Origin of the sequence: Sphingomonas sp. DC5200-1 (genome assembly GCF_049897245.1) — a bacterium.
Classification (GTDB): domain Bacteria; phylum Pseudomonadota; class Alphaproteobacteria; order Sphingomonadales; family Sphingomonadaceae; genus Sphingomonas; species Sphingomonas aquatilis.
The window spans coordinates 36,134-57,826 of sequence record NZ_JAFCVW010000014.1; the positions used below are offsets into that span (position 1 = coordinate 36,134).

Annotated in this window: 21 protein-coding genes; 9 read left to right on the forward strand and 12 right to left on the reverse strand. The window is 63.8% G+C overall.

All coding sequences use genetic code 11. The features are described from left to right. Nucleotides 1-402: 402 nt before the first annotated feature. The 3 genes from ACP7A3_RS19140 to ACP7A3_RS19150 form a co-directional block, all read right to left on the reverse strand. A complete protein-coding gene (locus ACP7A3_RS19140; RefSeq protein WP_197939295.1) occupies nt 403-3,867 on the reverse strand; it encodes a YhaN family protein in 3,465 nt (1,154 codons plus the stop codon). Beyond that, the gene (locus ACP7A3_RS19145; protein ID WP_197939382.1) at nt 3,867-5,120 is read right to left on the reverse strand and encodes a metallophosphoesterase family protein; all 1,254 of its coding nucleotides are present in this window, start codon (nt 5,118-5,120) and stop codon (nt 3,867-3,869) included. The genes ACP7A3_RS19140 and ACP7A3_RS19145 overlap by 1 nt, the downstream gene beginning before the upstream one ends. A gap of 226 nt (nt 5,121-5,346) precedes the next feature. Continuing rightward, nucleotides 5,347-5,637 (reverse strand): hypothetical protein, encoded by a 291-nt coding sequence (locus ACP7A3_RS19150; RefSeq protein ID WP_197939369.1) that lies wholly within the window; start codon nt 5,635-5,637, stop codon nt 5,347-5,349. 876 nt (nt 5,638-6,513) lie between these two features. On the opposite strand from ACP7A3_RS19150, the gene ACP7A3_RS19155 reads away from it, so the two are divergent. Then, nucleotides 6,514-7,224 carry an alpha/beta fold hydrolase gene (locus ACP7A3_RS19155; RefSeq protein ID WP_197939368.1) on the forward strand — a complete coding sequence of 237 codons (711 nt, stop codon included), beginning with the start codon at nt 6,514-6,516 and terminating at the stop codon, nt 7,222-7,224. Next, entirely contained in the window at nt 7,221-7,571 is a 351-nt protein-coding gene (locus tag ACP7A3_RS19160; protein WP_232252467.1) for a gamma-glutamylcyclotransferase family protein, read from the forward strand. Before ACP7A3_RS19155 ends, ACP7A3_RS19160 begins: the two co-directional genes overlap by 4 nt. 457 nt (nt 7,572-8,028) lie before the next feature. On the opposite strand, the gene ACP7A3_RS19165 is transcribed toward ACP7A3_RS19160, so the two are convergent. The 4 genes from ACP7A3_RS19165 to ACP7A3_RS19180 form a co-directional block, all read right to left on the reverse strand. Next, the gene (locus ACP7A3_RS19165; RefSeq protein ID WP_426257166.1) at nt 8,029-8,295 is read right to left on the reverse strand and encodes an I78 family peptidase inhibitor; all 267 of its coding nucleotides are present in this window, start codon (nt 8,293-8,295) and stop codon (nt 8,029-8,031) included. A 223-nt stretch (nt 8,296-8,518) separates the two neighbouring features. Beyond that, on the reverse strand, nt 8,519-9,430 hold the full coding sequence (locus tag ACP7A3_RS19170) for an N-acyl homoserine lactonase family protein (protein ID WP_197939366.1): 912 nt from the start codon (nt 9,428-9,430) through the stop codon (nt 8,519-8,521). A 65-nt stretch (nt 9,431-9,495) separates the two neighbouring features. Next, nucleotides 9,496-9,924 carry a hypothetical protein gene (locus ACP7A3_RS19175; RefSeq protein ID WP_217806640.1) on the reverse strand — a complete coding sequence of 143 codons (429 nt, stop codon included), beginning with the start codon at nt 9,922-9,924 and terminating at the stop codon, nt 9,496-9,498. Then, entirely contained in the window at nt 9,921-10,943 is a 1,023-nt protein-coding gene (locus tag ACP7A3_RS19180; RefSeq protein WP_197939365.1) for an NADP-dependent oxidoreductase, read from the reverse strand. Before ACP7A3_RS19180 ends, ACP7A3_RS19175 begins: the two co-directional genes overlap by 4 nt. A gap of 89 nt (nt 10,944-11,032) precedes the next feature. Here ACP7A3_RS19180 and ACP7A3_RS19185 point away from each other — a divergent pair, with 89 nt between their 5' ends. Beyond that, on the forward strand, nt 11,033-11,578 hold the full coding sequence (locus ACP7A3_RS19185; protein ID WP_197939380.1) for a TetR/AcrR family transcriptional regulator: 546 nt from the start codon (nt 11,033-11,035) through the stop codon (nt 11,576-11,578). 118 nt (nt 11,579-11,696) lie between these two features. Here the strand turns inward: ACP7A3_RS19185 and ACP7A3_RS19190 are convergent, their stop codons facing one another. After that, nucleotides 11,697-12,623: a LysR family transcriptional regulator gene (locus tag ACP7A3_RS19190; protein WP_197939364.1), complete on the reverse strand. Its 927-nt coding sequence runs from the start codon at nt 12,621-12,623 to the stop codon at nt 11,697-11,699. Nucleotides 12,624-12,717: 94 nt separating this feature from the next. Here ACP7A3_RS19190 and ACP7A3_RS19195 point away from each other — a divergent pair, with 94 nt between their 5' ends. The 4 genes from ACP7A3_RS19195 to ACP7A3_RS19210 all read left to right on the forward strand — a co-directional run bounded on the left by ACP7A3_RS19195 (nt 12,718) and on the right by ACP7A3_RS19210 (nt 17,212). Next, nucleotides 12,718-13,767, forward strand: coding sequence for a zinc-dependent alcohol dehydrogenase family protein (locus ACP7A3_RS19195; RefSeq protein ID WP_232252466.1), 1,050 nt, complete (start codon nt 12,718-12,720; stop codon nt 13,765-13,767). Continuing rightward, nucleotides 13,757-14,692 (forward strand): alpha/beta hydrolase family protein, encoded by a 936-nt coding sequence (locus ACP7A3_RS19200; protein WP_084280995.1) that lies wholly within the window; start codon nt 13,757-13,759, stop codon nt 14,690-14,692. Before ACP7A3_RS19195 ends, ACP7A3_RS19200 begins: the two co-directional genes overlap by 11 nt. A gap of 126 nt (nt 14,693-14,818) precedes the next feature. Further along, complete coding sequence (locus tag ACP7A3_RS19205; protein WP_197939363.1) at nt 14,819-15,964, forward strand: VWA domain-containing protein; 1,146 nt, start codon at nt 14,819-14,821, stop codon at nt 15,962-15,964. Between the two features lie 291 nt (nt 15,965-16,255). Beyond that, entirely contained in the window at nt 16,256-17,212 is a 957-nt protein-coding gene (locus tag ACP7A3_RS19210) for a YeeE/YedE thiosulfate transporter family protein (RefSeq protein ID WP_197939362.1), read from the forward strand. Here the strand turns inward: ACP7A3_RS19210 and ACP7A3_RS19215 are convergent. The 4 genes from ACP7A3_RS19215 to gap form a co-directional block, all read right to left on the reverse strand. Continuing rightward, entirely contained in the window at nt 17,209-17,649 is a 441-nt protein-coding gene (locus ACP7A3_RS19215; RefSeq protein WP_066782101.1) for a DUF6314 family protein, read from the reverse strand. The two genes, ACP7A3_RS19210 and ACP7A3_RS19215, sit on opposite strands and share 4 nt — an antisense overlap. Before the next feature lie 47 nt (nt 17,650-17,696). Beyond that, nucleotides 17,697-18,182, reverse strand: a complete 486-nt coding sequence (locus ACP7A3_RS19220) for a YkgB family protein (RefSeq protein ID WP_066782100.1) — start codon at nt 18,180-18,182, stop codon at nt 17,697-17,699. A gap of 48 nt (nt 18,183-18,230) precedes the next feature. Continuing rightward, nucleotides 18,231-18,743, reverse strand: coding sequence for a MarR family winged helix-turn-helix transcriptional regulator (locus tag ACP7A3_RS19225; protein ID WP_082746385.1), 513 nt, complete (start codon nt 18,741-18,743; stop codon nt 18,231-18,233). A gap of 193 nt (nt 18,744-18,936) precedes the next feature. Further along, nucleotides 18,937-19,947: a type I glyceraldehyde-3-phosphate dehydrogenase gene (gene gap / locus ACP7A3_RS19230; protein ID WP_197939378.1), complete on the reverse strand. Its 1,011-nt coding sequence runs from the start codon at nt 19,945-19,947 to the stop codon at nt 18,937-18,939. Between the two features lie 250 nt (nt 19,948-20,197). Here gap and rpiA point away from each other — a divergent pair, with 250 nt between their 5' ends. Both rpiA and ACP7A3_RS19240 read left to right on the forward strand, forming a co-directional pair. After that, entirely contained in the window at nt 20,198-20,884 is a 687-nt protein-coding gene (gene rpiA / locus ACP7A3_RS19235; RefSeq protein WP_066782098.1) for a ribose-5-phosphate isomerase RpiA, read from the forward strand. A 305-nt stretch (nt 20,885-21,189) separates the two neighbouring features. Then, nucleotides 21,190-21,669, forward strand: coding sequence for a MarR family winged helix-turn-helix transcriptional regulator (locus tag ACP7A3_RS19240; RefSeq protein WP_232252465.1), 480 nt, complete (start codon nt 21,190-21,192; stop codon nt 21,667-21,669). The last annotated feature ends 24 nt before the right edge of the window (nt 21,670-21,693 follow it).

A 21,693-nucleotide genomic window follows, 5' to 3' on the forward strand; every position in this document is an offset into this window, starting at 1 on the left:
CAGCCAGAATCGGATCGTCGCTTTCTACGTCATGCACCGCACGCACCGCACGGAGCCGCCGTGCCGTGCTGATGGAAGGCACCGATGTCACGGCAGCGCAGGGCTAAGGCTACATCACCTGCCCGTGATGGCTCGAGCCAGGACGGACGCCATCCGCGAGCTTGCGCTCCAACAAGACCTAGAAAAGCTTATGCGCTGCTCCTGGGCTCCTTCCGCAACGCCGAACTTCGCCCCGACATATTCCCACTTGTGCAGTGAGATCGCGATTGAGCGGGCGGACGATCGTCACATGTCGGGCGGTGGGGGAAAGCTCCGACACGAAGATCGGACCGGCCCGTGCGGCGCCCACCAGTGCAATCCGACCTGGCGGCCGCGTCCGACCATCGATCGCCGAACTACGGATCACGCCGCCAAGATGGCTGAATCCACCGGCTCCAGCCGATGCAGAAGGAATGCGGTCTCGCCGATTGCACGTCGGGCGACCTCAACGATGTGCTCGTGGTGCGTGAACAGCACCACCTGGTTGGAGGTGGACGCGGTCGCCAGCACCTCGAGCATCGCAGCCGAACGAGCATCGTCCGCGGTGATCAGAAGGTCGTCGCAGATCAGCGGAAGCGCGACGCCAGCACGGTCGCGGATCGAGGCCAGACGAAGCGCCAAGTAAAGCTGGTCCCTCGTACCTTCGGAAAGGCCCTCCACACCTACGGGATCTCCTGTCGACCGTAACGCACGGATGGTCGGCTCGTCGTTGTCGGAATAGCGGAGCGCAAGGCCGGTAAATGCGCCTCGCGTGACGCTCGAGAAGATCTCGGACGCACGCTGCATCAGCGGGGCTTGCCGCGACGCTCGGTTGCGCTCGACGACCCACCGCAGAAGCGCGGCCGTCGCCACCGTTCCGACGTGCTCCTCGGCGGCGTCCGCCAGAAGGGCGGAGGCGTCCACGAAGCGCTGTTGGGCCTCGGCCGCCGCCGCAGCGGTCGAGGCGGCTCTCGTCGCAGCCTCGGCCTCGGCGAGCTCACGACCCACCGCCTCCCGCTCGGACTCGAGAGCGCTTCGCCGCTCGGCGATGCCCTCGAGTTCGGCCGCGACCTCGTCGGGTCCGATGGCTGCGGTCTCATCCCGAAGCGCATCGAGCGCGATCCCGTCCCCGAGCGAAGCCAGCTCCGTCATCAACGTATCCCGTGTCCCGCGAAGCTCGACGACCCGGGACGAGGAGGTTATGGCGGGTTCGAGCAACTCGATCGCTCCGACCCCGGCTGCACGCATCAGCTCCGAGATTTCCTTGTCTGCCGCCGCCGCGCCTTCGCCGACCTGAAGGAGCGCTTCCGCCCCCTCCTCCGCGAGCTTCTTCTGCCGGTCGAGTTCCGCATCCGCCGCGACGGCGATGCGAAGTTCCGCCGCTAGCCTGCGAACCATCGGCGGGGACTCGTCTGCCGGCCGCCGGAGATCGTCGAGGAGAGACGAGACGTCCCGGTCGAACGCCGCGATATCGCGCTCCATGCCGGACACCTGTCTGGCGAGTCCGGCCCTCGCGCCATTCTGTCCGGCGATCGTCTCCATCGCCGCCACGGCGTCGATCAGCGTCACGTCTCCGTCGCCAGCCGGCAAGGCGGCCTCGGAGAGCAGAGCGCCCGAGACGTCGGCGGCAGCGCGCCTTCCCGCAGCCAGCCGAGCTTTGTCGCGTTCAAGGTCCTCGGACGCAGTCGCCAGGGCCTGGCGCTGCATCGTGCTGCGTTCGGCTTCCCTGACCTCGGTCTCGAGTTTCTCCAACGTGCGCCGGGCAACGGGGAGGAGCCCGGCGAGCGTCGGCTCGGCTGTCTGCACGCCGGCAACCCGCAACGCGTCGACAAGCGCTTCTGCAAACGCTGTCTCCTCCTCGCGCTGGCGTGCGAGGGCGTTCTCGGCCGCTTCGGCGTCGGCGAGAAGGGTCACGGTCCGCTCGCGCTCGGCGCGCCATGCGGCCATGCCGGTCGGGGGGAGTGCGCCGTCGAAGCCCAGAGGGCGGAGCGTGTCGGCCCATCGCGTCTGCGCAGCAGTCAATGCCTCGGTCGCGACCGTAAGACGGTCCGCCGCTTCCTGGCGGAGGTTGCGGGCCTTCGCGAGATCCGCAAATACGATCGCATGCTGCGCGACGCGGGCGGAGTCCGCGTCGCGGCGATCCGCCAGAGCGTCGGCGGAGCCGATCGCTGTGGCGAGATCGTCTACGACGCCGCCATCGTCGGGCCGTCGTTCGCCGGCCAGACGGTCGCGCACCTCATTCATCAAGCCATCGCGGGCCGACCTCGCGGCCGCCACCGCTCCGGCCGTCGGAAGGTCGCCGGCACCAACCAGGCGGTCCAAGTCCGCCGAGGATTCGATCGCACGCTTCTCAGCTGTGACGATCTCGGCCTCGGCGGCCGCGATGCCCCGGCGCGCTATATCGATCTCCTCGGCGTGCTCGGCTACGACGGCTTCGGGAGGAAGGGCGAGGGTAGGGAGGTCGGACGGCTCGCCGCGCCAGGGCGCGAGCGCCGCCGTTGCCGGTCCGAGGCGACTGGCGGCCTGCTTGAGACGGTCCTCGGCGGCTCGCAGCCGCGCGGAATGATCGCTGGGCACGGCCGCGACGGCCGCCTTCAGTATGGCCGGATCCACACCGCCGCCCACCGCATCCGTGGTCGGAAGACGGCTCAGTCTGGCGGTCAGCTCCGATCGGACGATCTCGAGCCGACCCCCTTCCGCATCAAGGAGGCGGACGTTCTCCAGGTGTCGCCGCACCCTCTCCACCCAGCCGGCGCCCGGAAGCGGCGCGTCGACCGGAAGCCTGGCCTCGGTACGGGCGGCGCTGATCAAGGCATCGACCCGGTCCAGCTCGGTGCGACGTAGCTCGAGGTCGCGGATCGCGTTCTCCGCGACCGGACGGCGTTCCTCGAGTTCGGCCACGCGATCGCCATGCGACAGCAGAAGCGTGTCCACCGTGATGGCGGAGGCCGCCTCCCTAGCTTTGTCTCGCGCACCCCGGTGCTGTACGCTCAGCAACTCCGCGGTCTTGCGATTGGACAGGGCGGTCGCCAGACGGGATGCCGCGTCCCTCGGGAGAATGGCGACTTCCCCCAGGGACGCCAGTTCGTCCTCCACGGCGGCCAGCCGGGCGAGCGAGGGCCGTACTCTGGTCAGGCGCTCCAGCATCGCGGAACGGGCCGCAAGTCCACGAGCCTCGTCCAGAAGCTGCGCCCGTCGGCCCGTTGCGGCCGCCAGCTTCTCCTGGACCGTCTTCCAGTCAGGTTCGGTCAGCGCCGCGGTGCGGACGTCGGATCTCGCCTCTTCGCGTTCGCGCATGAGGCGGTTGATCAACGGGTTCTGCGCGCTCGGCTTGAACTGCTTGGCGGCTTCGCCGTCGAGGCGCTTGAGCTCCGTTCCAATCCCGCTGAGGCCGGTCCCCGCCTCGAGCACCACGCGCGCCGCGTCGTCGCGGCCATCAAGGATCGCCTGCCCACCCTCGCGGAGCTTCCGGTGGTCGAGGCCGAACATGCGCTCGAACGACGTGCGATCCATTCCGCCCAACATCGTCGAGACGCTGTCGTCGGGAGCCGCGCTCCCGTCCGGACGGAGCAACGTGTTCTTGTTGCCCTTGCGCCGCGTGAGCTCGATCGTCCGGCCCTCGTGCTCAATCACCGCCCGGATGCCGAGCGCCCCATAATCGTACCGCCAGTTCTGCGTGCTCTGGGGATGAAGACCGAACAGGAAGTCGCTAACCGCCTGGAGCATCGTCGACTTGCCGGCCTCGTTGGGGCCGACGACGAGATGGAGATCGACCGTCCCGTCGCCGAAGTCGATCACCCGGTCCGCAAAGGCCCCGTAGCGCACGAGTTCCAGCGTCCTGAAGCGCATCAGTCGGCCTCGCCTTCGAAGCGCGCCGCGACCCTGCTTCGCGCATCGCCGATCAGCGCCCTGACGTCGCGGGCCCTGGCCGCCGCAAGGAGTGGCGACGTGTCCGCATCGCCGATGTCGGACGGCAGTTTTCCGAGCAGCGGCGCGATCGCGGCGTCGATCGCCTTCGCGCAGTCGGGATCCTCGAGTGCTTCCGACAGCAGATCGGAGATCTCGGCAGGCAGCCTGACCGGCGTATCAACCAGCGGGGCCTCGATCCGGATCTTCTCCAGCCACAAGGAATCCGAAACGGCGGACGCTTGGGCCCGTACCTCCGCCGAGAACCAGTCGGGGTCCGAGAGGAGCGCGTTGCGCAGAGGTCCGGCGGCCGTCACGGTCAGTCGCGTCGCGGTCGGACGGTCGCCGGCATCGGCGATCGACCTCAGCAGCACCTCGGAGACGCCCGACAGGAGTTCGGTCATGTCGCGTGCGCCGGCCGCGTCGATCGAAGCCTTCGCCCAGCGCACCTCGTCGCAGGCGCGAGGTTCGACGCTGCGGACGACGCCGTCCTCGACCCGCACGATCATCGCCCCCTTGGCGCCGGTTTCGCGCACGTGACGTCCCTGCGTGTTGCCCGGAAACACGATGTGCGGATCGGTCGATCGGACCGAAGCCTCGTGCACATGCCCAAGTGCCCAATAGTCGTGCCCCGCCGCACGCAACTCGTCGACGCTGCAGGGCGCATACCTCGCGTGACCTTCGGCGCCTTCGAGTGCGGTGTGCAGGATCGCCAGGTTGAGCCGGCCCTTTGTCGGTGGGCAGTACGTCGACGCGATATTTTCGAACGTCGCCGCTTCCTTGTAGCTGCGGCCATGAATTGCGACGCCGAGCTCCGGCAGGTCGATGGTCTCGCATTTGCGGTTCGAGAACGAATACACGCCATCCGGCATGGTGAGGTGGCGGGTGACGCGGCTTTCCGCGTCATGGTTGCCGAAAACGATGAAGGCGCGAATGCCGGCCCTCGTCAGACGGGCGAGTTGCGCTACGGCGAACTGCCCCGTTGCGTGGTCCTTCCACGTCCCATCGTAGAGATCGCCGGCGATCACGACGAAGCTCACCCCTTCCGAGATCGCCAGGTCGATGACGTTCGCCAAGGCGCGCCGCGTCGCGCCGCGCACCAGCTGCGAAAACGCCTCGTCCTTCGCCGCCAGTCCAGCAAGTGGGCTGTCGAGATGGACGTCGGCCGCATGGATGAAGCTGAAGTCGGCTACCATTGTAGCGAGACTAGCCTTTAACTCATCGAATTGGAACGCGATCTCGCGCTTCACGATCCTGTGCCGTGGTGAGCACCCTCTTCGGTGCAGTCCTTACGTCCTCCCGTCCCGAAAGTTCGCCTCGGTGTTCATCGAACACGTCCGAGGGCGTCCATCACAAGCCGCTTAGCGGCATGCCCGCATGCTGCATGGCCGATCTTCGGCCTTGTGGTCCACTTTCCCGCTATCAGGATTTCGGCCTAACCCTCTGCATCAGCCTACATAGAGCAAGAAGGGCCAGCTCGTAGAAGGCGACGTCTGCGATGAACGGCCAGAACCGGAAGTCGTCTTCGGTGAAGGCGATCTTGCCCTCGACGGAAATGCCAGGCCGGTCGAACGCGAACGGCGCTGGCCAGCCGCCGTTTAGTACCGGCTTCGGACAATAGATGTCGACACCGTCGCGCGACTTACCCAGCGCGCAGTAGATGGCCTGATCGGGGCCATGCCGCTGGATCGCGCAGGAGCCCATCGCCAGCATAGCTGCTAGTGGCAGTAGGATCGCGGAGGCTCTGATTTCCGATACTCCGGCCTAGAGATTGCGGACTTTCATAAAGTCACCCTTACTAGTTCTGGCAAGAGCCGTAGGCGTCGAAGGGCGATCGTCATGTTACATATGGTTGGTGCAGCTTCGCCTAATCTGAACCATCAATTGCATAAATTGAACCAACACGTCCCAGCGAAGAAGTCCGCCAACCCCGGATACCGCAATCTTGCAACTTGAACCAACGTCTGCTTCCCGGCCGTCCCCGCCGAACTCACTCCCGGTTCATTGTCGGTCGGGCCAGCTGACGGAACCCGTTCCAAGAGGATCCGTTTCGCGTATCGAGATACCGTCGGAGATCGGACATAAAGCGCTTATTGTTATTGTCCGCCGGACTGCTGGCTAGTTCCCTGGCTGCCCAGGACACTCCCCCGGCAATCGATCTTGGCGAGTTATCGCGCGGCCAGGTCGTCAGCTCGACGATGAGGGCCCACTCCAAGCGGATCGAGGCGCGCGATCGAGCAAGCCGGCAAGGAACACCGGGTCAGGCCGCGGCCTGTGCCAAGAAAGCCGAGTTTCGCAGGGAGTTTGGCGCGGGCAACCCCAAGGTGCAGAGGCTCTACGGTCTGTGTCGCAGCCCCGGACGCTGATCGACCGATCTGGCATCGCCAGCCGTCGGGATAGGACGGCATCCGGCGAGGCCGGGGGTGCGCATTCTGAATCTACCTGCTGTTCTATTATCTGGGCAGCAGCGTCACCGGATCGATCGGCGGCTGGTTCTGGGAGCATCACGGCTGGCTTGAGGGGTGACCCTGTGCGTCGGATTCTCGCTTGTCCGGGTCGCCTTGGCGGCAAGCGTGCACTACGTGGCACATGACTGACCGCGCGCCGCTTCTGCTCCTGCCGGGCCTGCTGTGCGACGCACGCCTCTGGGACGACCAGCTCGCCGGACTGGCCGACATCGCCGACGCGCAGGTCGCCGACCTGACGCTGGACGACAGCGTGAGTGAGATGGCGGCGCGCGCTCTGGCGCACGCGCCACTGCGGTTCGCGCTCGCCGGACTATCGATGGGTGGCTACGTCGCCTTCGAGATCATGCGTCAGGCGCCTGTGCGGGTCATGCGGCTCGCGCTGATCGCGACAAGCGCCGCGCCCGATCCGCCGGTGCGGGCCAACGCGCGCCGTGCCGCGATGCGCTCGCTCGAGCTGGGACGCTTCCTCGGCGTCACCGGCCGCTTGTTGCCGCAGCTCGTTCATCCCGACCATGTCGAGGGACCCGTCGGCGACGCGGTGCAGGCGATGGCGGCGCGGGTCGGCGGCGACGCCTTCCTGCGCCAGCAGCGCGCAATCCTGGGTCGGCCGGACAGCCGTCCCTTGCTGCCGCGGATCGCCGTGCCGACGCTGATCGCGGTCGGTGATGGCGATCGGCTGACGCCACCGGCAGAGGCGCATGCGATGCACGCCGCGCTGCCGGCCGCACAGTTCCACCTGTTCCACAGTTGCGGGCATCTGCCACCTCTCGAGCGACCGGACGAAACCACGAATGTACTGCGGCATTGGCTTGGCCAAGGAGAGAACGCATGACGACCGGCATGGAACAGGCGGCGTGTCGGCTCGCCGTGTACGGCACGCTGGCACCGGGCAAGCCGAATGCGCACGAACTTGCCGCGCTGACCGGCACGTGGACACCGGGCACAGTGCGCGGCCGCTTGGTCGAGCAAGGCTGGGGCGCGGCGATGGGATTTCCGGCGATCGTCCTCGACGACGCCGAGTCGACGGTGACAGTCCAGCTGTTTCAATCGCCCGACCTTCCCGCACACTGGTCGCGCCTCGATGCCTTTGAGGGCGACGGCTATAACCGCGTTCCCGTGCGGGTCTCGACAGCGGCGGGTGAGGCTTGGGCGAGCATCTACGTGTCGGTCTACGCATGAGCGGCGACGCCGCGCTCAGTCGCGCCCTTGAAGTATCGATCGTTGCAATTGGTCGGCACTGAGATAGCGGCGCAATGACGATTATAAGCCGCCCTGGAAGCTGAATGTGAAACGGTAGGGCAGGGGCAGGCGGCTGGGGCGCCTAGGCGGCGTTGCTGCCACGAGGGTGATCGTCCCATCGGCGACATTTACGGGGATGCCGCGTGTGAGGTCGAGCTGTCTGGACCATCCGCCTCCCAGCACTGTCACCCGCACGATCAGGCGCCCTGCCCAGACACATCGGCCATCCGTAGGGCAGCGGCTGTCCTCGATGACCATTTCCGGCCGAACCTTTGGCCCACCAACGAAGGCGATCTGTCCTAGCCTGACCGGCCCTTCAATCGGCTTCTGGACGGCGCAGCCTGCGAGCGACGAGAGAACGGCTACGAGCACGATCGCCTTCATCTGCGGTCAGAGCTCAGCCACAGGAAGCGGAGATTACCCGGCCTTGAGCGATCGATACGGTCACGCGCTCGAGACGATAATCCTGTGTCACTTGATCGCCAGGCGCGATCCGTCGAACGATCGTGCTGCCGGTGCGGCGGAGTATTGTGCCGTCGTCAGGCGCGACCTTGCCTACAAGGCGCGCGGCACCTTCGGCGTTGCATTTACCCGATCCGACGTCGCCGGCCGCGCGGCTAGCGGCACAGGCACCCAGCCCGAACGACATCATCAGCGAGCTCATCACAATCAACTTCATCGTCGTACCTTCATCCGTCGAACTCTTCGGCTGGTAGCGGGTCGTACATGAACGATAGACGTAACCCGCTTCGTGATACCTCACTCGATTAAATAGGGCTCCGAGCCGATGGCCGCGAACGCATCACGAGCGCCGACCGCGAGGTGCTCAGCAATCACCAGCCTTGATCAATTCGCACGCAGGCTTTGCCAACGCGCAGGTTAAGGCATCAGTCGAGATATTTTGGAAAGGCCGGTAGTGCTGCGAAATCTTCCGGGGCATGTTGGACAATCACCCGAGCCTTGGTGTTTGCCGCGATCCGCTTGAACCGGTCGAATGAGGCCAGCGTCTGCGCGCGATCGACGTTTGGACTGGGAACCAGCCCCTTCTCGTAGTTCTCACGGGTATGATAGAGGTCGCCCGTCACGAGCAGCGAGCCCGCCTTGGCCAGTCGGACGAACAATGACCGGCCACCAGGCGTGTGGCCCGGGGCCTTGATGATCTTGATGCTGCCGTCGCCGAACACGTCCTTGTCCTCGTCCAGCGGCTCGACGCGGACCTTTCCAAGCAGGGCGACCGATGCTGCCTCGACCCCGAACGGTGTTGGTGTGCCCCGTGCCCAGGCGAGTTCGCTGGCAGCGACAAGAAACGTTGCTTTGGGGAAGAGGCCGATATTGCCCGAATGATCCTGGTGGATATGCGAGAGCGCGACGTAGCGAATGTCGTCGGGTTTCAATCCCAGCGCTGCGAGCTGGCCCGCGAGCGTGCGGCGCTGGGAGAAACGGCCGCCAAATTTTGTCTCGCCATCCGGCATTGACGCCAGCCGATCGCCGTTGCCGGTATCCCACAGCAACCAGTCCTTGCCGTGACGGACGAGATAGCACGGGGTCGGGAGCGCGACCGAGCGCCCGTCATATTCGCCGGTGTCGGAAAAGGCGGACGCGTCCTGGAACTCGGTCAGGCCGCAATCGAGTGTGTACAAGCGATCGGCAACGCCTGTGGGCGGCTTCCCGCCGGTCTCCTGAGCATGCAACGGTCCGAAACTGCCGAGGAGAGCGATGGCAACAGCCGTCACTGCGCGTCTCATGCCCTTTGCCTGATCAAACAATCGCCTCGTGAAGCCGAACCGATACGATTTCATGCCGATACCCCTTCCTGTTGCCTACGTTTGATGACCTGTCTGTCATCGGGATGCTCGGCATCCCTTCAGCGCGTTCTTTCGACGATTGGATCGTGCACAGCCGCGAGCCAGTCGCCGAGCCGGGAGGGGTCACCTTCGACCCGCATCTCGCCCGTTTCCAGATAGCGGGCGCGTGCTGCCGCATAAGCGGGATCGTTGCTGCGCAGTATGTTGAGATGGCGCGCTGCGGCGGCGGTGATCTCAACAATGACATCCGCCCGCTCGTTCGGGCGCACGCCAATCCGGAAAGAGGGCCGTCCCTCGACAAGTTCGAAGCGTATGCCCTGGATGAGACCGTCGGAAAGCGCGACGCCGTCGGTATAGCGCTCGACCAAGCTCACCGTCAGGTCGGACGGAAGGTTCGCGCGCGAGGCGGCATCGCACATCAGCAATGCCGCCATCTCCAGCCAATCCGCCGTGCCCTGCGTAAGCTTGTCCTCTCGCGGCACGGTCACGTTTGGCTGCCCACCGTAAGGACTATCTTGCCCTGAATGTGCCCGGCGGCGGCGCGCTCATGTGCAAGCCTCGCGTCTTCGAGCGCGAAACTGCTGTCGATGGCTACCCGAATAGTGCCGTCGTCGAGCAGGCGTCCCAGCTCGGCGAGCTGCGCGCCGTCCGACCGCACCTGTGTCGCAGAGACAGTCACGCCGAGTTTCGCAGCCTCGCCATGCCCGGTGAAGCCGAGCGGGAAGATCGGGAACAGCGCGCCGCCCTGTCTTATCGCAGGGAGGAACCGGCCCGTGCTTGGACCGCCCACCGCGTCGACGACGAGATCGAGATCGCGAAAGGCATTCTCAGGCACTGTTTTGGTGTAGTCGATGGCCTCGTCAGCGCCGAGTTGGCGAAGGAACGCGTCGTGCTTGCCAGAGGCTACTGCGGTCACGTGCGCGCCGCGATGTTTGGCCAGTTGCACCGCGAAATGCCCGACCCCACCCGCCGCGCCATTGACCAGCACCCGCTTGCCGGCGAGCGGCACCGGCTCGTGCCGGGTCGGTTGCAGCGGATTGTCGACGTCATGACCGAGATCGATCAGGAACTGCCATGCGGTGAGACCCGACATCGGCACAGCGGCGGCGTGGACATGGTCGATGCCGGCGGGCTTGAGGGCAACGTCCGAAGCGGGCGCCGAGACATATTCGGCATACGCGCGGCTGTCACCGAAACTCGGGAAGCGGATCATTCCGTAGACGGCGTCGCCAACGGCGAAGCCTTCGACGTCATCGGCAAGCGCCTCAATCACGCCCGAAACGTCAGATCCCGGAATAGCCGGGAAGGGCACCGCCGGGCGCCATTCGGGCGGCAATGCCGCATATCCTTCTCGCAGGTACCAGTCGGGCGGGTTGATACCTACCGCGTGGACGCGGATCAGGACCTCGCCAGGGCCAACCTCGGGCTTGGGCGCATCCTCATAGTGCAGTACCTGCGGATCACCGAACTCATGGAAGCGAACGGCCTTCATGGTGTTAATGGACACGGGTTTTTCCTCAAACGAGGCACTACATGAGTGCGGAACAGTGTCCCGGAGATATCCGGATCACTGCTCCGTCTGTCAAGTTGGAGCCAATGAGAGCCGACGCGAAGAAGAATTATGCACGGCTCCTCGCTGTGGCTCGCGACCTTGTGATGGCGAATGGCGCCGATGCCTCTTTGCGTGAGATCGCGCGGACGGCCGGCGTGGGGCTCGGCACGCTCTACCGGCACTTCCCGACCCGGGAAGCGCTGCTCGACGCTCTGCTTCGCGAGCAATTCGATGCGCTGCGGTCGCAGGCGGAAGAGCTGGCATTGTCCGATAAGCCGCGAGAGGCACTTGTGGCTTGGCTGCACCGCGTTGTCGCAGCCGCCCACGATTATCGCGGTGCGATTGCCGTCATGGTCGCGGCGATCGATGACGAGGCGTCTCCTCTTCACGCATCGTGCGTTGCAATGAAGGCGGCAGGCACGAACCTGCTGACACGCGCGCAGGACCATGGCGAGGCCCGGCATGATGTCAGCGGGGCCGACCTGTTCGCGCTGGTAAGCGCGCTTGCCTGGCTGCGTGAGCAGCCGGCGTTCGTCACGCGGATTGAGCACCTCTCCGGCCTGATTGCCGGCGCGATCCTGACCAGCTGATCGACGCCCCTTCAGGCGTTAGCTTTTTCCGCCTTGACCGGGAGCGGTAGCAACACGTCGGTGATCGACACTGGCGCCTCCATGTCAATTTTGATTGCCCACATAGGCGATTGCCGACTTAGGAGTTCTCCACATGTTGCGGATAGCTGTACGGGTTTGCCATCTTCATAAAGTCGACGAAGACGCGCAGCGCTGAGGGCATCTGCCGTCTGCTGGAAAAATAGAGATAGAAGCCGGGGAAGGGGCGGCACCAATCTTCCAGCACTCGCACAAGCGAGCCGGCGAATACGGGCGGTGCGACCAGACTCTCGACGAGATAGGCGAGGCCAACGCCAGCGATTGCTGATCCGAGCAGCATGTCGGTGGCGTTGGTAGTCAGCACGCTGTCGACAATGATCTCGATCGGGCCGTCGGGTCCATCGAAGCGCCATGGATGCAGCACATCCGACTGCAGCCAGCGGTAGGTGACGCACGGGACACCTTTAAGATCGGCGGGATCACCGATCTTCGGCAGGCCGCCTAGAAGCGCCGGCGAGCCAACGACGGCCATGCGCAGATCGGATGTGAGGGGTACGGAGATCATGTCCCGTTCGACGATCCCGCCGGACCGGATGCCGGCATCGAACCCCCTGGCGACCACATCGGTGATGGCGTCGTCGATCGCGAGATCGACCCGCACGTCGGGATAGGCGTCCCGAAAGGCTTTTAGCTTAGGCATTATCACGAGTTCGGCCGCTGCGCGTGGCAGGTTGATCCGTACCCGTCCGCGCGGCCGTTGCTGGAAAGCGGTGACGTCGCGCACCGCTTCGTCGACTTCGGCTATCGCTGGTCTTAATCGATGGAGAAGGTCCTGGCCGGCTTCGGTAGGCGCAACGCTTCGCGTGGTCCGGTGGAGCAGCCTTGCGCCGAGCCGCTCCTCGAGCGCTCGCATGCTATGGCTGAGTGCAGAGGGCGATATGCCTAGCCGCTGTGCCGCTCGCCGGAAGCTCCGCTCTTCGGCGACGGCGAGGAACGCCATCAACTCCGCAAATTCTGAACCGCGCATTGTTGAGCCTCGTTCAATAACCCGTGAAATTAATCGGCCATTCTCACATGTATCTAGGCCTTCAATATTGCACCGCAACGGAGATGCGGTGGCTATGACGATGATGCGACGATGGGAAATGGAAGGGATCGGCCGCGACAAGCTCGCTCTGAGAGAGCGGGACGTTCCAGTGCCTGGCCCTGGCGAAGTGTTGGTGAAGGTTGGAGCCGTGTCGCTCAACCATCGCGATAAGATGGTGATCGAGACCGGTAGGGGATTGCCTCTGGCTTTCCCGTTCACGCCTGCCTCGGACTTGGCTGGCACGGTGGTTCAGCTCGGCGAAGAAGTGCGGCGCTTTTCTCTTGGCGATAGGGTGATCTCGTGTTTCACCCCTGAGTGGATCGACGGGTCTCGGCCTGGCAATGCGCGATCGCCGGCTTATTATCGAACGCTCGGCGGCTTCTTCGCAGGGGTGCTCGCCGAATGCGTGACCTTGCCGCAGGATTGGCTGGTCGCCGCGCCGGCGTCGCTGAGTGACGCGTATGCCAGTACCTTGCCGTGCGCTGGCGTGACCGCCTGGTTCGCGCTCGTAGAGCGCGGCCATGTGCGAGCCGGCGAGACGGTGCTGATCTTGGGAACGGGAGGCGTCGCGCTGTTCGGTCTCGCCATCGCTAAACTTCACGGCGCGGAGGTGATCGTCTCAACCACGCCCGACAAGTTCGAACGGGTGCGGGCATTGGGTGCGGATATCGTAGTCGACAAGCACTCCGAGGACTGGATCGCCACGATCCATGCCCTGACGCTTGATCGCGGAGTGCATCATGTTCTGGAGACGGTCGGTGGCGCGCACCTTGGTCTCTCCATCGAAGTTGCTGCGGTCGGCGCAAAGATCCATCAGATCGGCGCGCTGGCGGGGTTCGACATCGCGTCGCCGGTCATGCCATTGCTGATGAAGAACGTCTCGATCCACGGCATCGCCACGGGACATCGTCGCGCTTTGGAGGATCTGGTCCGTGCGCTCGATCGCACAAGCGCCAAGCCCGTCGTCGACAGCCGCTTCGCGCTTTCCGATCTCTCCTTGGCGCTGGATCGGCTGGACGAAGGGCCGTTTGGCAAGGTCGTGATCGAGATGGCTCGGCAGGAAGGAAGCGGCGATGACCGATGAGATCCAGTTCCGCGACGCGAACATGCGTGATGCCCAGCCGGTGCTCTCGGTCCGGGGACTTGCCCTTCCTGCAGGAGATCGGGGCGAAGAACTGCTGCTACGAGTCACCGCCCCATTGGTCGGCAAAGGGCTGCCGGTGGTCCTGTTCTCGCATGGCTATGGGTCGTCGATGGATGCCTATGCGCCGCTTACCGACTATTGGGCGTCCCGTGGATTCGTGGTCATCCAGCCGACGCATCTTGATGCGCGGCGGCTCGCTCTCTCGGCCGACGATCCTCGTCGACCCGACATCTGGCGCATTCGCGTTGCCGACATGGTCCAGGTTCTCGACGCGCTACTGTCGATCGTAGGTGAATTGTCTTGGCTGAATGGCCGTGTGGACACGTCAGCCGTCGCGGCAGCTGGCCACTCTTTTGGAGGGCAGACGGTTAGTATGCTCCTGGGAGGCCGCATGCAGGGTTCGATGAGTGGCGAGGACTGGCGTGATGAGAGGATTCGAGCCGGCGTGTTGCTGGCGTCCGGCGGTCACGGTGGGACGGATCTGAGCGATTTCGCCAGGAGGCACACTCCATGGCTGGATATGACCTTCGAACATCTGGTCACGCCCACGTTGGTCGTGGTGGGTGACGCCGACCGCTCGCCCCTCACCGTTAGAGGACCCGACTGGTTTGCCGATCCGTATCGGCTGAGTCCCGGAGGACGGGTCCTGCTGACGCTGGAAGATGGCGAACACATGCTGGGCGGGATCTCCGGCTACGCGGTGACCGAGACCACGGATGAGTCGCCTGAGCGCGTCGCATGCGTCCAGTCTGCTACTGCTGCTTTCCTCGATGCCATGCTGAAGTCGGGCGATCTTCGACAGCCGGACCTCGCAACGAGTTTCAGAAGGGCGGTGGAAGGGCAGGGAACGATCGAGCGCAAATGACTTGCGACAAGTGGCGGTTCCCCCTGCTTCAGCGGATAGTGTTGTCCGGCCATCTTCGCTGGGGCATTGTTGGTCTTCCGGCTTTCGGCCAACCTGCATTCGCCAGAAACGATCAGGAGAGCACGTATGCGGCGGACCAGCTATGTGGCATTCTTGGCGCTAGCGTGCGGACTTCCGGCATGCGACCGCGCGCCGAGGAATCAGGAGGACGCCAGCAACCCAGCCGCCACGGCCCCAGCTGCCGGCGTGAAAGACTCATCAACTGAGGTGGATGCGTACCTCCGCCGCTTCGCTGCCGAGAACCCGGAAACCTGTTTCGGTGAGGCGTCGGTGGGCTCGGCGACTTTCGAGGCCAAGTCGAACGAGCAGCCCTTAGGGTCTCCGCAGCGCGTGCTCATCGCTGTGGATGCATCAGGGTCGATGGCCGGGCGGGTCTCGGGTCGAAGTAAGCTGGACCTAGCGCATGCAGCAGCTCGTAGCTTTATCGATGGGCTGCCCGCAGAAGCGGAAGTCGGCCTGCTCGTATTTGGGCAAGCTGGCGACAACACGGCACGCGGGAAGGCCCCTTCGTGCGGCGCGATCAGCCTCACCGTGCCGCTTTCGCGCGATCGAGCCGCGCTTGTTCGCGGTGTGTCGGCCGTAAAGCCTGTGGGGTGGACACCCCTCGCAGCCGCTCTCCGACAAGCCGAGATGCTGCTCGTTGAGGGCGGCAGGCCGGGAACCCAGGTAATCTATGTCGTGTCGGATGGTCAGGAAACCTGCGGCGGCGATCCGGTCGACGTTGCCCGCCGGATCAACGCAGGGCCGACAAAGGCTATCGTGAACATCATCGGCTTCGCCGTCCCCACTGGAGAAGCCGCGGCATTGGCCGCAGTCGCCTCGGCCGGAGGCGGGCAGTTCATCAACGTCGATGCCGGCAATCAGGTCGACGCCGTCGCGGCCCGCATTCGCGAAAATGGGCGACAGGCCGCGAACAGGCTCGCGGAGGGCGGCACCACGGCGCGCAACAACCTTTCTACCTCGGGTACAGCCGCCGAGGCCCAACTATGCACTAGCGGCATCATCGCACGAGAGCGGTTGGCGGTAAGCGCCGATGTCGCCAAGAAGCGCATCGCTGGTCAGGATGTCGCAATGGAAGAGCGGGCGGAAAAGGTCCTGAACGACCGGCATAAAGCGCTCGAGCGGCGGACGGCTGCTTTCGTGGAGCGATTGCAGGCGAAACTCGGGCGAGCGAATGACGCCGTCGCAGCAGAGGCCGCTAAGGTTCGCTAACCCAGCCCAACAGTATCTGAGGTGGGTGAAGGCGTCGGGCAGGATTGTACCGCTCAGCGTCAGAGCGCGAATCCACGCCTTATTCAATAAACAAGCTTGCCCGGTGTGCCGGCATTTACGTTGCGCATATACCGTGCGGCGGCATTGATATCTATGCGCAGCGCATATATCTCAAACGCATGCTGCATGAAGTTGCTAGGCTCCAAGTCACGAGCGGCGCTCTCCCGTGGGAGCGGCTGAGCAGCTCTTTTCCCCGGGATAAACACCGCCTGAACTGCAGAGCTTAGCGAGGTGCCATCCTGGCTCGACTTCGCTCTATGCGTACTGTCTTTCGGCTTCGGATTCGCCGCCAACCAGGGTGGGACGTGCCTGGTCGCCGCCGCTGACGAGCTGGCCAAGAGACACCCTCCTCGCATTCTCATCGGGCTTGTCTCAGCATCGGCAGCTGCCGGTCTCGTTGCCGTTCCGCTCGCCTGGGCCGCGGCGATAGACGGACTAACAATCACCGCGTCCAGTATCGACTCCTCGCTCCTCGCTGGTGCCGTCGCGTTCGGAATAGGCGCCCTCGTCAACGACACCTGCTTGCTCGGATCGCTCGCTCGTTTGGGGAACGGGGAGGTCCGACTTGTAGCTCTGCCCTTTGGACTAGCGGCCGGGATGCTGCTCATTGACCGAGCGCGACACGATCGTATCGCAATGTGGCCAAGCCTGCTCGCGGAGCCGAGCGTGCAGGGTATGGTCTGCCTCTTGAGCTTTCTGATCATTCTTACGCTGGTGTCGATCATCCTGGCGGTCAGCGAGGCATCGCGACCAAGGGCGAGATGGCCGCTGGCATTATCGATGTTGGTCCTTGGAGTGACCGGCGGAGCGCTCTTTGCGCTATCGCCGTCCTGGACGCTTGCTCAGTTGCTGCAACACAGCCTTCTTCTCCACGACATGCGCACCGGGGTTGTCGCACTCCCAGCTGTGGCCGCATCGGTAATGGGCGCATTCGCCGCCTCTGCGGGGCAAGGCAACATGGGCCTGCAGGAACCTTCTGCCCGTGACCTTCTTCGAACCCTCTTCGGCGGCTTCCTTATGGGGGTTGGGATCTCTCTCATCCCCGGCGGGAATGATGGTCTTATCCTGTCAGCAGTGCCCGCGCTGTCACCAGGTGGCTTCGCAGCCGTCCTAACCATGACTGCCACCATTCTGATTGGCTTGGTCGGACGCCGTAGGCTGGCACGCGGCGGGCGCATCGACCATTAGCGAACGTAACTGCTGATCAGGCGATAGGCTTTGGCCGGGCCCACCACGTCGATGATGGTCTCGAATGCACCCGGCCGCCCGAGAATGTAGCGAACCTCGTAAGTGTCGGCACCGCAGCGGTGGACGTCGTCAGCTACGAGCTGTTGATCGTCCACGGCGTCGAAAAGAAGCCGCACGAAGATATTGCCCAGGGTCGGCCCGTCCGCGAACGCGACCGTGAACCCCCTTTCGGAGGGACGATAGGTGTAGCTCCGGTGGGAGGATAGCTCTCGCCCGTCTCGCAATAGAAGCGTCCCGCATTCTCGGTAATTGGAAGTGCCATCAGGTTGAGGCTCGAAGACGGCCTTGCCGAGGAACTGCGCGCCGGCACCCCTGATCTCCCGATCGAGTTGCCAGGCGCCACTTAGACTTCGAAGGAGACGGGAGCCTTCGATCACCGGCGATTTGTCACCCTCCCTCGCAAGCTTGTACCAGCATGCTTAGGTTAGGCCGACTGTACTGGTCGCCGTTCGACCGAGTTGAAGAGCAACACGAGCGACGCCGCGAGGAGAACGGCGTCCTTGAGCAGGAACTGTCCCGGCGCGGCCGATATCGCAGGGAAGCCTCCTGCGCTTGCCTCCGAGACGCCCGGCGTAGTCACGAAGAAAGTTAGCGTGATCAGGTAGGTTGACACCGACATCAGGGCGCCGAGCGCTGAGAAGATAGGCCGAAACGCGCCGACGGTCAGCGCCGCAGCCGTCGAGAGTTCGATGATCCCGACGAAGTAGCTCTGCCCCTGTGTTCCGAACATGCCGAGCCAACTCATCAGCGGGCTGTTCCCGATGAACGGGGCGATCCCTTCGGCCTCGTACATAGTGAACTTCATGCCGCCGAACCATAGGAAGACCAGGACGAGCGCCCACCTCAGCAGTGCCAGATCCCTTCTGTTTTCCTCGGCAACATGAAAGCGATAGCGGTTCAGAAACGGCATCGGAACTCCTCGATGAAGATTATGTCGGTTGTGGATAAACGGAAGATTTCAGTGGCGCCGTGTGCCCATCGGGCAGCCAAGACACCGTGCCTGATCGCAGAAGCGGCACGTCGCCAGCGCGCTCTGCGGATCATCCAGCAACGAAGTCAGAATGGTGTCGGCGATCCGTTCCAAAACTATGCGGTCGTTGGCAGAGACCCGGACCAAAAGGCCGGAAACCGCGGCATTTCTCAGGCTGAGGAGTTTGGTTCGTTCGGCATGCCCCCGCCGCGTCAGCGTTATACGTGCGACGCGGCGGTCAGACTGAGACTGCGACTTCCCTACAAAGCCCTGATCATCCAGCCGCTCAACAACGCGAACCGTCCCGGCATGTGAGAGGCGAAGGATCCGGCTGATCTGATCGATCGACATCCCCGGATCGTGACCGATCGCAATCAGCGCAGCAGCGGTTTCCCCACCCGCGGTAAAGGCCTCAGCTATGGCAATCCGCACCCGATCGGAAACGGCCTGAGCGAGCGCGCCGAAGACGTTGATCAGTCGATCTGAGGGCTCGTCCAGCATCGTCATCACCTTGCGTGATATATGCGCCACGCATACACCTTGGCAGGTCCTCTGTCGAGTTCGATCGAAATTTGATCGCGCTGCCTGTGTGGACCACTTTACTCAGGATGGTGTTTGAAGGACGCGAGAGTAGGGTGGCGCAAACGGCGCCTTAGTTCGCGCGAACGCTCGCTTTGGGGGTCGGCGCCGGCGGTCAGTTGCCGAATTTGGCCATCTCGAGCGCGGTATCCGCCATGCGTGTCGCAAAGCTCCACTCGTTGTCATACCAGGCTAGAACGCGGACCAGTCTTCGATCGACAACGTCGGTCTGGGGCAGTGCGACGATCGACGACTCGGTCCGATGGCTCAGATCGATCGACACCAACGGTTCGGTTGTGACCGCGAGCACGCCCTGCATTGGTCCATCGGCAGCAACCCGAATGGCTCCGTTCACCTCCTCGATGGTGACGTCACGCATGGCGGACACGGCTAGATCGATGACCGAAACATTGGGTGTGGGGACACGGATTGAGGATCCGTGCAGCTTGCCCTTCAACTCCGGCAACACGCGGCCGATTGCATTCGCCGCGCCCGTCGATGTCGGAATCATCGATAGAGCGGCTGCGCGTCCTCGATAAGGATCCGTGTGCACGGCATCCAACGTCGGTTGGTCGCCGGTGTAGGCGTGGACCGTCGTCATGTAGCCGCGCTCGATGCCGAATAAATCGTTCAACACTTTTGCCACGGGTGCGAGCACGTTGGTCGTGCAGGACCCGTTCGAAACGATTACATCCTTGGGCGTCAATGTCGCATGATTGACCTTGAAGACGATCGTCTTGTCGGCTCCTTCGCTGGGTGCGGAGACGAGAACACGTTTCGCACCGGCGCGGAGATGCGCGCTGGCCTTGTCTTTCGAAGTGAAGAAGCCTGAGCACTCCATCGCGATATCGACGCCGCACTTCTGATGAGGCAAGTCCGCCGGGTCGCGCTGCATGGTGACTGTGATTCTCCCGTAGCCGACATCGATCCAGTCGGCGCCGACGTCGATTTCACCCGGAAAGGGACCGTGGACGGAGTCGTATTTGAGGAGGTGAGCCAGGGTGCCGACCGGTGCGAGATCGTTGATAGCCACGACTTGGATATCCTGACGGCGAAGTTCGACCACCGAGCGCAACGTCAGTCTGCCGATGCGCCCGAAACCGTTGATCGCGACCCTGACAGTCATGCGCATTCCCTTTCGTTGATGAGAAATCGCCGCCGGGAACGAGTATCTTTCGCTACCGCTCGTAGGAAAATTGTCGCTCAAGTCGACGATATATATGCGTGACGCATAGACCTAGGCGTGGGTTCCGAGCAGGTCAACACGGCGAGGCGACCCGGATTGACTGGCCGTTTCCGGCGCCTGCTCGGCACCGTCGCGTAGAGCATGCAGCGCGCGACGGAACTGCGCGAGGAAGGGAAGGAGGATTTAAACGGTGTCTGACCTCGAAGCAGAAAAGGCTCTCGCAGCCAAAAGGGCAGTCGATGAAATCCAGGACGGCATGCTTGTCGGGTTAGGGACCGGCAGCACGGCGAACTACGTTCTGAAGTATCTTGGAAAGCGAGTTGCTGCCGGGCTCCGCATCACGGCTGTCCCAACCTCGCGCATGACCGAGGCTCTGGCCCGCGAATTGGCCGTACCGCTGGTTGCCTTCGGGGGTCTCAGTTCAGTGGACCTCACGATCGACGGCGCCGACGAGATCGATCAAAACCTCCAGGCAATCAAGGGCGGCGGGGGCGCTTTGCTGAGGGAAAAGGTTATTGCTGCGGCATCCGCTCGCGTCATCGCCGTGGTCGATTCAAGCAAGGTCGTAAGGCGGCTCGGCCGCTTTCCGCTACCCGTCGAAGTTTTCCCGTTTGCCGCTGAATTCGTCGGAGCGCGCCTCGCCGACCTTGGAGTTCCGGTGTCCCTCCGATTGCAGAATGACGATCCGCTTTTGACAGATCAGGGCAATCACATCCTGGATGTGGCCTTCGGGGTCATCACAGACCCGCAACAGACCGCACTCGCGATCGCAGCCATTCCGGGTGTTGCCGCGCACGGCCTTTTCCTCTCTGAGATCGATACGATCATCGTTGGGCGCGATGGTGCGGTTGACGTTAGACACGCGGATCGATCGTGATCCCAGTACTGCGGGTTGAACCTTTTGCCCCAGCGCCGCGTCCTTGATGAACCGAAGGGGGAGAGACGCCGGGGTTCTCTCAAGCCGCCATAGCCGCAGCGTATCGAGCGGTATGGCAGCTCGTCGCAAACTACGACTGATGAAAATCGGATGTGCCTCGGTAAGTCTCTGACTTTGCAGGACTCCCGGTTGTTCTAACCTGCCAGATCAATACGCACCGAAGCTTGCTGTCTATGCGTCGCGCACATATACCCGCACGGATGGATGAACCTCGAGACCGTAACGTTTTCGGGGCGTTCGCACTTATGATCAGCGACGACATCGTTCGCGCTAGTTCATCGCGGGCGCCGGAAGAAGGACCTGCCGCGTCAGCGCTAGCGCTGCTCGCGCACCAGCCTGGGCTTTCGGTGAGAATGCTGGCGGTCGGCGTGGGCTTGTCGCACGCAGGGACGGTCCGCCTTGCCGATCGGCTCACTGCCGAAGGACTGATCGAGAGCCGGGCAACCGCGACTGACGGCCGCGTCCGTTCCCTGCACCTGACATCGGCCGGTCAGAAGGCGAGTGCTGCGATCCTAGCCGCAAGAGACAAGGTCATCGAAGAGGGCTTGTCGATCCTCAACAAAGGCGAAATGAGGATCCTGGCCGACATTGCCGAGCGCGTCCTTCGTGGCCGTTTGGAGAACCTCGAGCACTCCTATCGCATCTGCCGCCTGTGTTGCTACGAAGGCTGTACCAATTGTCCTATCGACGCTGAGCTTCATGAGCGGGGGCAGGACCGCGAGTAACGGCCGCACCAGTGGTCTTGAAGC

Coding starts and splice junctions, on each gene's coding strand:
- ACP7A3_RS19140 (WP_197939295.1), bottom strand. CDS start 3,867: ATGCGCTTCAGGACGCTGGAACTCGTGCGCTACGGGGCCTTTGCGGAC.
- ACP7A3_RS19145 (WP_197939382.1), bottom strand. CDS start 5,120: ATGGTAGCCGACTTCAGCTTCATCCATGCGGCCGACGTCCATCTCGAC.
- ACP7A3_RS19150 (WP_197939369.1), bottom strand. CDS start 5,637: ATGCTGGCGATGGGCTCCTGCGCGATCCAGCGGCATGGCCCCGATCAG.
- ACP7A3_RS19155 (WP_197939368.1), top strand. CDS start 6,514: ATGACTGACCGCGCGCCGCTTCTGCTCCTGCCGGGCCTGCTGTGCGAC.
- ACP7A3_RS19160 (WP_232252467.1), top strand. CDS start 7,221: ATGACGACCGGCATGGAACAGGCGGCGTGTCGGCTCGCCGTGTACGGC.
- ACP7A3_RS19165 (WP_426257166.1), bottom strand. CDS start 8,295: ATGAGCTCGCTGATGATGTCGTTCGGGCTGGGTGCCTGTGCCGCTAGC.
- ACP7A3_RS19170 (WP_197939366.1), bottom strand. CDS start 9,430: ATGAAATCGTATCGGTTCGGCTTCACGAGGCGATTGTTTGATCAGGCA.
- ACP7A3_RS19185 (WP_197939380.1), top strand. CDS start 11,033: ATGAGAGCCGACGCGAAGAAGAATTATGCACGGCTCCTCGCTGTGGCT.
- ACP7A3_RS19190 (WP_197939364.1), bottom strand. CDS start 12,623: ATGCGCGGTTCAGAATTTGCGGAGTTGATGGCGTTCCTCGCCGTCGCC.
- ACP7A3_RS19195 (WP_232252466.1), top strand. CDS start 12,718: ATGACGATGATGCGACGATGGGAAATGGAAGGGATCGGCCGCGACAAG.
- ACP7A3_RS19200 (WP_084280995.1), top strand. CDS start 13,757: ATGACCGATGAGATCCAGTTCCGCGACGCGAACATGCGTGATGCCCAG.
- ACP7A3_RS19205 (WP_197939363.1), top strand. CDS start 14,819: ATGCGGCGGACCAGCTATGTGGCATTCTTGGCGCTAGCGTGCGGACTT.
- ACP7A3_RS19220 (WP_066782100.1), bottom strand. CDS start 18,182: ATGCCGTTTCTGAACCGCTATCGCTTTCATGTTGCCGAGGAAAACAGA.
- ACP7A3_RS19225 (WP_082746385.1), bottom strand. CDS start 18,743: ATGCTGGACGAGCCCTCAGATCGACTGATCAACGTCTTCGGCGCGCTC.
- gap (WP_197939378.1), bottom strand. CDS start 19,947: ATGACTGTCAGGGTCGCGATCAACGGTTTCGGGCGCATCGGCAGACTG.
- ACP7A3_RS19240 (WP_232252465.1), top strand. CDS start 21,190: ATGATCAGCGACGACATCGTTCGCGCTAGTTCATCGCGGGCGCCGGAA.